Source organism: Clostridium sp. HV4-5-A1G (genome assembly GCF_900184915.1).
In the GTDB taxonomy this organism is placed as follows: domain Bacteria; phylum Bacillota; class Clostridia; order Clostridiales; family Clostridiaceae; genus Clostridium_B; species Clostridium_B aromativorans.
The window spans coordinates 49447-58161 of sequence record NZ_FXYI02000003.1 but is presented as its reverse complement, the minus strand read 5'-3'; the positions used below and the strand labels follow the sequence as shown (position 1 = coordinate 58161).

9 protein-coding genes are annotated in these 8715 nt (G+C 31.9%); all 9 read right to left on the bottom strand.

Annotated elements, in window-relative coordinates:
* Window positions 1-51: 51 nt before the first annotated feature.
* From J5G60_RS00975 to J5G60_RS00935, 9 genes are read right to left on the bottom strand one after another with little or no spacing between them, the layout of a single operon-like run.
* On the bottom strand, window positions 52-1149 hold the full coding sequence (locus tag J5G60_RS00975) for a hypothetical protein (protein WP_150356085.1): 1098 nt from the start codon (window positions 1147-1149) through the stop codon (window positions 52-54).
* A gap of 46 nt (window positions 1150-1195) precedes the next feature.
* Entirely contained in the window at window positions 1196-2281 is a 1086-nt protein-coding gene (locus J5G60_RS00970) for a signal peptidase II (RefSeq protein WP_150356084.1), read from the bottom strand.
* Between the two features lie 9 nt (window positions 2282-2290).
* Complete coding sequence (locus tag J5G60_RS00965; RefSeq protein ID WP_150356083.1) at window positions 2291-3286, bottom strand: hypothetical protein; 996 nt, start codon at window positions 3284-3286, stop codon at window positions 2291-2293.
* 11 nt (window positions 3287-3297) lie between these two features.
* Window positions 3298-3564, bottom strand: coding sequence for a hypothetical protein (locus J5G60_RS00960; protein WP_150356082.1), 267 nt, complete (start codon window positions 3562-3564; stop codon window positions 3298-3300).
* Window positions 3542-5527 carry a hypothetical protein gene (locus tag J5G60_RS00955; RefSeq protein WP_150356081.1) on the bottom strand — a complete coding sequence of 662 codons (1986 nt, stop codon included), beginning with the start codon at window positions 5525-5527 and terminating at the stop codon, window positions 3542-3544. Before J5G60_RS00955 ends, J5G60_RS00960 begins: the two co-directional genes overlap by 23 nt.
* Window positions 5528-5538: 11 nt before the next feature.
* Window positions 5539-6777, bottom strand: coding sequence for a hypothetical protein (locus J5G60_RS00950; RefSeq protein WP_150356080.1), 1239 nt, complete (start codon window positions 6775-6777; stop codon window positions 5539-5541).
* Window positions 6778-6788: 11 nt separating this feature from the next.
* Complete coding sequence (locus J5G60_RS00945) at window positions 6789-7796, bottom strand: hypothetical protein (RefSeq protein WP_150356079.1); 1008 nt, start codon at window positions 7794-7796, stop codon at window positions 6789-6791.
* A gap of 1 nt (window position 7797) precedes the next feature.
* On the bottom strand, window positions 7798-8358 hold the full coding sequence (locus J5G60_RS00940; protein ID WP_150356078.1) for a hypothetical protein: 561 nt from the start codon (window positions 8356-8358) through the stop codon (window positions 7798-7800).
* A gap of 12 nt (window positions 8359-8370) precedes the next feature.
* Window positions 8371-8715 (bottom strand): hypothetical protein, encoded by a 345-nt coding sequence (locus J5G60_RS00935; RefSeq protein ID WP_150356077.1) that lies wholly within the window; start codon window positions 8713-8715, stop codon window positions 8371-8373.

The following is an 8715-nucleotide window of genomic DNA, read 5'->3' as shown; positions in this document are numbered from 1 at the left end:
AATTATTTTAGTTTTTGTATTTAAATTCTCATATAAATAAAATACACAAAACTAAAAGCAAAGCGAAGCAGCGATAAGAGAACTCGTACCAGAAGCACCAAAGCTACAATCGAAAGCGAAAACACCACCAAAAGAAGCATTAGCCCAACTAGCCCCAGCAACAGGCAAATAACCAGCAGACAGATACCCAAAATCGTATAGTTTAGTTGTTGTACTACCGTTAGATGCCGATATTACAAATCCATAATCTTTATTTGATTGTATATTTCCAATATATCCCCCAATATTAATAAAATCATTTATTCCCTTATCTGAATATCCATTACCCGTATCATTAAAACCTTTATTTCCCATTAAAATATGACTACTTGAGCTACAAAAAAATCCATCAACCCAATATCGGCAATTTCCCCATAAATCCTCAATCCCTCTATATGACATCTGTTTTTTACCTGTTGTTTCTCCGTAAGATTTATTTCCACTTGATAAAGTTCCACCTGTGGAAATACTTGAACTATTTCCATCTACATATCCTCTACCTAAAGCAGTTTGAGAATCATAATTTCCATATTCAACAGAATATAATAATTGAATAGCGAATAATAAGTTAAAATCTTTTATTCCCCATCCATTACCATTAGCTTTTGCGTAATTTCTAGCAGTTCCAATTGTAATATTTACAGTAGGAGTTTTAAAAGGTAAACTTCTTAATTTTCCATTACTATCTTTCCATCCTAAAAACGCAGGAGCATACCTATAATCCACTTCAGTAGCAACTCCTGTTAAATCATCACATAATTTATCTCTACATCTCATAAATGCAGGGTGCAATTCATATCCATCAGTAGGAGAATCTGAAATATACCAAGCATGACCATTATTAAAATCTGTTGTTGATTCATTAAATCCAACTTTTTTATAATAAAATTTAGGTATTTCAACCATACAATTATATCCTGCTGATTCGTAATCACTCCAACTCATTATTGTTCCATCAGAAAACATTGCATTCACACTATCTCCTGTCGTAGTTAAATTATGATATTTATATACTGTGCCATCTGGTTTCAATGCTACTCTTTTTATACCAGACCAAGGCAGACAAACATCTGCGTTAAATGGTCTAGTTGTTGTTAAATTTAAAGTCATTTATTTTCCTCCAATCTGTTAAAATCTATATTTTTTAATAACTAACCTAATAATTTATCTTTACATCTCCACTAAACTTTAAAAACACTTGTAATTGGGTATTACTAGCGTATATTACATCATAAGTATCTTCCTTAGCCTGTACCCATTTTCCCTTGCCATCATACTGTAATTCCAAATTATCTATATTTTCTACATCTGAAATACTATCCATAGAAAGTAGGTAAGAAAATCGTATCTTTTTATTTGTATTAAGTAAATTCCAATAGGTAGAATTTATAGCATTAAATGTAGCAATGCTCATTCCTCTTGCTTTCACATCATCTACAGCCAATTTTATATCTTCCCAATGATCCGCATTAAAAGTTTTCCACGTTACTCCACTATCCACGCTTGCCACTATTTTTATATTAATTCCAGTTGCAGCAATCTTAAAATAATCTATATTATCTACATAACTAAGGTCTTTATCTCCACTAGCAATCAAAAGTCTATCTTTCGGTATTGCAGTTAAATTTAAATATTCGTCTACTCCATCCACATTTTCCTGCATATCTTCTATACTTTTAAAAATACTTTTATCTATTTCACAGCCATATTCTCTATTATCAGTCCCTACATCTCCAACATATTGCATTTTGTAACTATAGTCTGTTTTAAGATGTGCGGTATCATCAAAGACAATCATATCATCAGACTCAAAATCACTACTATCTGAATTACTAAAACTATTTAATGTTTTAATTACATTCTGATCTCCCTGCTGAAACTGCAATACATTCACCCTAGGCACTTTAAAATCCACTGTATTAATAGGTATATCTACTCCATATGGAGAATCAGTGTTTCCCACTACTCCCATTTTGCTTATTTGTTTTAAGCTTAATCCTGCTGCATCTCCTATATTACCAATATCTATAGTGGTAAATTTTTGTTGATCTTCAGAATAAACTATAATTTGCTTATCTTTCTTATTTGCAACATTTACATCACTTAGCTCTTCAAATTTAGTTATTCTATGCTGAATTATTTCATCCAGTATCTTTTGGCTGCTCCACCCTGTAGCCTGTGATGTCTGGCTATCATCCAGAACAACATCTTTATTTAAAGTTACACTAAAAAATTCACTCATACATTTCACCTACTCACTTATAACAAGTTGAAAATCTCTTACCGAGAAATTATGATTATCAGCATTTTTAGTTATTTTTACAAATATGTCTTTGCTCTGTTCCTGAGCTAAATCCAAAGTTACAGCATCAGAATAAGTTTCACCATCCATGCTTAACTGAATTAAGTCATTGCTGGCAGTTTCTATGCCAATATTTAATCCTGTATAGTCTACAGTATCTACATTTTTAATAGTTATGCTTTCATCCAAATCTTTTAGTATTCCAGGACTTGTATTTGTAACAACCAAGCCATTATAAATTATCTCAAGTTCATATTTACTAAATACATATACATCTCCATATTTTATGTCTAACAAGTCAGATCTGTATAGTTCATTTCCATCAGTATCTTTAAAAACAAAATATCCTTTAATATTGGAATCTAAAAATACCTTGCATTCCATATTGCTATCAAAAACTCTAGTTTTAAGTAAAGTATCCTTTTCATCATATAGTTCACAAACAGTATTTTCAGGAAAGTTTTGCAATGTTACATAGGGACTTGCATAAACTTTGTAATTATCCAGTATAAAATCTTCACTACTGTATTTTTCAAACCCCTGATGAAGGATTTCCTCTGCAAAATTCATTCCGCCTATATTGGTATAATGACCCCCATCATCACTTACATATGCCTGGATATAGTTATCTTGCTTGAGTATTTTCCAGAATCTATGCTGTTCCTCTTGTTTTTTATCTTTAATACCAAAAACATATTTTTCATTATCAAAGTATATAGCCGAGTAATCATCCTCACCCATGGAATCAAAATTGTTCTTTTCTACTTCCAATACAAATTCAGCATAATTAAAATTTCTCTCTATTTTATTATTGGATAGTAATTTGACTTTGCCGGTAGAAATATCTCTCGTTACATTGGAACTACCAGCAAAATCACTAAAAGAAGAGGTTAAGAAAAAATTCTCAACCTCCAGCAATCCATCTTTAACTTTTATAAGTTTCATTCAACCAGCTCCTATACATTAGGTTGCATCATGTAATCATATGGTACAAACTCAACCACCTGAATATCTGTAGTCTTTGCTCCATTAGCTATAAGTATTTTGGCCTGTTCAAGTGCATCCTGATAGCAATTAGTCGAATAGGCTTTTATAGGGTCTCCAGTATCATCCGTTGTCCCTCCGTAATTCAATTGGACTAAATTTTTGCCTTGGATAACTCCCCATTCTTTCTGCCTTGGTTTTTTAAAATCTATTGTACTAGGAATTGTTGCCACTTTCATCATCTCCTAAAATATTTTTCTTCTCTATATTCTGAGTCTCTATATAGTAATATCTTTTACCTTTCGTCTTATCTAAATCTTTCATCAGGTCACCGTTTTGAGCAATTCTATTAAAGTTTCTTTCTATATCCATAGCCTTTGGATTTCTCCAAATTGGAACTAAATTAAATTCATGATTTTTTAAATAATCTATGAGATTTGCTATAAGTACTCCTACTGCTTGTAACCCAGTATCTAAATCTAAAAAATATACTTTCTCTGCTTCCCATCTTATCCATCTGTAGGCCCTATAATAATCTGCATTAGGTTTGGAAGTTCCTAAAGTATACCAATCATATAGAAGTTCCATAACAAACTGCATTGATTCTTTCCCACTGCAGCATAGCCATCCTTGTACATTATCATGCCATATCATTACTAGGATATTTACAATATCCAACATTATTTCTATACTTACAGCATAAGCAGGAATATTCCAATCTATACCCCAAATATTCCCCCAACCTATAGGATGGTTACCGAATCTAAGGTATTCATAATATGGATTATTTAAAAGTTCCTCATTATAGATAAAATCTTTATTTGGAATAATTAAATTGTCTCTTGGATCTGTTGGATTCAGCCACCACCATCTTTTTGTAATCTCTATAAATTTGTTATAGTTGGCCTCTTTATACAAATCCTTACTAGGGCTACCTAAGTTATAGCTTTTATTTTTAAATATGTTAAGTATAGAAGCATTTAATAATGCTTCTTCCGCTTGCTTATAAATATTAGTAAAGCTCCTATAATTCAGATATTTGTTAAATATTTTATTCGTATTGGTAACAATCTCTCTCTTTAAACTAAAATTTTTATTATAGTAAATATTTTTGTCTATTTTCCTCCTAAGAACTTTATAAAATCTGTTTTTAAACATATAATCAAAAATAATCCTAGCCAAGCTATAATGATTGAATTTAAAAGTTTCTCTATAACTATACTTATATGCAAATATTTTTTCTATACATTTGTAAATATTTAAACTAGCTATTCTATATGCTGTTTTACTTATAGCCTTCTTATTAATTTCCTTTGATGTAAGTTTGTTTACTATTTTGTCACTGGAATTTTCAATTATATTCTTCAAATAGTCCCTGCTGATTTTATATTTTATATCTACAAAGTTTACATCCTTCAAATATGCCCTCTCAATATATCGAATCACAGAAATTTCATTAATATTTATAAGTTTTTCTGGCAAAAGCTGCCCTGTTACTGGGCTCTTAAAAAACTGCTTTTCATCAATCCTTTCAGTAAAAATTTCGTTGGATAAATTCACCTGGATATTTTCTCTACCCAAAATCACTTTTACATTTCTTTTGCAGAATTCATTTTGCCATTCTCTTGTAATCTCCACATCTTTCTCTATACTTATAATTATGTTTTGCAGTCTTTGCAAATTTTTATATTTGCCAATATACAAATTATAGTTAGTACTGTTTCCTACTTCTTTACTTGTTTGTATATTTATTAAAAGGTTATGTTTTTCCAATTCCAATTCATTACTTTTGATAAAATTCAAATAGCCCCTCTCTAAATAATATGCTAATTTTATATCTAATAAAATATTACCTCTTTCTAGTTCGATATTATTAGTTTTAACTAGGCCTGGCAATATTGATTTAAGACATAAAATTCTATTTTTGTTTACATCCCTATGCCCTATTCTTAATTCTTTCAGAGATTCCTTTATGAATTCATAAGATGATTTATGCAAAGTTTTCTTGCTATTTTTATATAAATCATGCCTGGAGCCAGAAAGTGTCTTTGAAGACTCTTTCTCAATTTCATTTAGTTTCTCCCTTACAAGCCATCTTTGATTAGCTTTTATGATTTGTCCTGAAGTATCATATTTAAATTCAGTAGAATAAATATCCCCTGCATATTTAAAGCCACACAAGGGAATTATATGCAAGGTCATTTAACCACTTCCTATTCAGTAGCCTTATAGCACCTAATGGCAACGCAGTAATTTATATTTGCACTATTATTCAGGAAATTAAACGGTGCTGTTACTTTAAACTTTTTGTAATTCTCTTCGCTATCAGTATCCTTCATATACACTAATTTGTCCCCATCATATATACTTGAGGAATCACCTGCCAACACATTAATCATCTTTCCTCTTTCCATATCAACAGGATGAACCAAAGTAATATCCGAGAATTGATGCTTTTTATGATCCCACCTACTTCCCTCTACATTGCATTTATCCATAAATGGATTAGTTGTATAGAAAGCTGGATAATGTGGCTGGTAAGGCATCCCTATTTTATTTGCTATCATAACAAAGTCAGTTACTCCTGTTCCGGTTCTCTCTCCATATGGGTTACTGTAATTAGGCTCTATATCAGATGAAGTTGTTATACCAAAATTATATTCATCATCTGTGTAAGCTGAATCCTCTACAGGCTTTAATGCGCCAATATAAGCATAGCTTGTAAGATAATTATTATAAGGTGCAACATCTGCGCTCGGATCTCCTCTAAGTACTAAATTTATGCTATCTTTAGTAACATTTAACCAATATTGTACTGGTAAAAAATCTTTTATTTCAGGTTGCAGATTTCTATACCATGCCAGCCTATAGTTATAGCTTTGTTGCACATCATCCGCTATATTTATATCGTCACCTGTTTGATTAAGTTCTGTTGCTGTCTGTAACCTTATATTATTCAATGCTTGACTTGCTGTCATTGCACTTACATAATCACTGTAGCCACTACCTGATATATCTGGATTTTTTCCTGCCATTACTTCAAGAACTTGTGCATCTGTTCTATGTCCTGTGCCTCCTCCTCCAATAGAATACGTGTGTAAGCTTTTAAAATTTACTATAGCTTGTTTTTCTTTAGTGGTTAATTCCCTTGCCACCCTGTCAATTTTTACATAAAAAGTTTTTCCATATGATGTAGTAGCTTTTATTATACATGTGTCATTTTGTTTGTTTACTGTATATTCCGTCTGGACTTTGTCTGTAATGCTACCATCTGTTATCAAATTTATAGTTTCAGGTGCAGCGCTAGCTCCTATATCATCTATACTGGCTGGTGCTACCAAATCCCATTTATAAATTCCAGCATTTTGGGTTATTTCCGTAACAAGCGTTTTAACCAAATTTTTCACGCTGGTATTGCCTTCAACATAGTAAAACTCCTCTGTTACCGCCATTTGAATACCTCCTATTCAAATAAATTTTTTCTAACAAACATGTCTGTTATTTTCTTAGTTTTTAAATCTATACTACATACTCCATAACCAAGAGAACTGCTATTTTCAACCTTAATATTATATTCTTTGAGAAGTATTACACCGTAGAGTCTCTTTTCATATATCTTGATATCCACAGGATCCTTCAGTGGTTCTCCATTGAAATCGTGAACGTATATTTCCAAAGTCTTATTATAATATCCCTTAACTGATATTATTTCAGGATTATTGTTCGTTATATGTTCTCTATAGTCCCAGTTTAAATAAAAACCGTCATAAGATTTATTGCCATAAAACACATGCATATCTCCTATAATTCCGTGAAGATCCACATCACAAGGCGAATTTTTCTCCCACTGCATGCGAACTGCTATATCCCAATCATTTGGTATATCATTTATATCAGGGCTCTCGGGAGCTTCTGGATCTATCGTAGCTTCCTTGCCTTCCAAGTATTCTAAGTCAATTAGAGTCTGCCTGCTGTTACCACTATTATTGTGCAAAATAAAAGAAACAGGCGTATTGGCATTTACTTTATAAAAAGTATTAAAGTATTTATGCTCCCCTATTTCCTTCGTAGTGGCATTATCTATTATTTTGTTTTTATCTATAACTAGGCTATATCTATCATCCTTTTTCCATCCCGTCTGGTTTAAATGCAGACCAGTGAGAAAAACATCCTTGTCAAAAACAAAATCTTTCTTATAATCACTTATTATTGCCGGTATATCCAATAAAGCTCCATGAACTTTCTGAATGCCTGTATATTTTCCTAATATGAATTGTTCTATCTTATTTTTAAGGCCCTTATACTTCTCATCCGGCAACAAATCCTCTATTTGACTTAACAAAGATTCTACATTCCCAGTATCCAATTGAGGATATTTGTCTTTCATTGCATCATCTATAAGTTCAAGCAAATCTTTCTTCAGTTGGCCTGTCAATTCATCAAAATTTATAATGTACTTTGGTAGGCTCACTTTATGCATCCTCCAGTATATTAAAATCTACCCACAACACCTTAGACGATCCGCTTATATTATTAAATATAAAATCTATCTTCTGCCCTGCAGTTACCGGGTAGAATACATTAAAGAATTTATTTTCTCCATACTCTTTAGTTCGTACACCAGTAAATAAAGTATCCTCTCCAACTTTTAAATCCCAAGTATCCTGGAAATTCCATGCTGATTGAGAAGTGGTTATTCCAGTTATTCTTCCATTAGCAGGTATAGTAAGTTCTATTGTATAGGCTCCGGTACTTGCTGGTATCTGGAGCATCTCCCCATATATTTTCTGCGTACCACTTATACCTAAGTTTCCAGCCAATCCATCTAATTTAACTCCAAAAGCGTTTAATGCTTCTATCAGATCTGCATAATTCACGCCTTGAATTTTATCTCTTATTTGCGTAAGTAAATCTTCTATATTGGATGTAGGAACTGTTATGCTCCCGATATCAACATTAACTCCATTTTGTAAATAATCTTTTATTGCATCTACTAATTCATCAAAATTTATAACATAACTTGGTAGGCTCAATTAAATCACCACCTAAACATAATCTATATTATCAACCAGATCGTTTGAATCCTTATTAATTTGTATTGTCTTTGTGCTGCCATCAGGATAAGTTGTTTTAATCCTATATACTTTTCCTGATGAATCCCTAATAAGTTCTTCTGACCACTCTTCTGAACCAGTTCCATATATACATTTAACTACTTTCTTCGTATTAGAATCTCTTACAAGCTGTACAGGATATTCAACAAGTTCATCCGTATAGGGCTGTTCCCCCGTATCAATAGAAATCCTATTACCTACATTTCTTTTCCTAAGCTCCTGATTTAATATATACACAACCGGATCCCTAAAATTCTTAAATCCCATGCCTGACAT

Bases quoted from the DNA above. Each gene is read 5' to 3' on its own strand.
- J5G60_RS00970 (WP_150356084.1), bottom strand. From the start codon at position 2,281: ATGAGTGAATTTTTTAGTGTAACTTTAAATAAAGATGTTGTTCTGGAT.
- J5G60_RS00955 (WP_150356081.1), bottom strand. From the start codon at position 5,527: ATGACCTTGCATATAATTCCCTTGTGTGGCTTTAAATATGCAGGGGAT.
- J5G60_RS00965 (WP_150356083.1), bottom strand. From the start codon at position 3,286: ATGAAACTTATAAAAGTTAAAGATGGATTGCTGGAGGTTGAGAATTTT.
- J5G60_RS00975 (WP_150356085.1), bottom strand. From the start codon at position 1,149: ATGACTTTAAATTTAACAACAACTAGACCATTTAACGCAGATGTTTGT.
- J5G60_RS00960 (WP_150356082.1), bottom strand. From the start codon at position 3,564: ATGAAAGTGGCAACAATTCCTAGTACAATAGATTTTAAAAAACCAAGG.
- J5G60_RS00950 (WP_150356080.1), bottom strand. From the start codon at position 6,777: ATGGCGGTAACAGAGGAGTTTTACTATGTTGAAGGCAATACCAGCGTG.
- J5G60_RS00935 (WP_150356077.1), bottom strand. From the start codon at position 8,715: ATGTCAGGCATGGGATTTAAGAATTTTAGGGATCCGGTTGTGTATATA.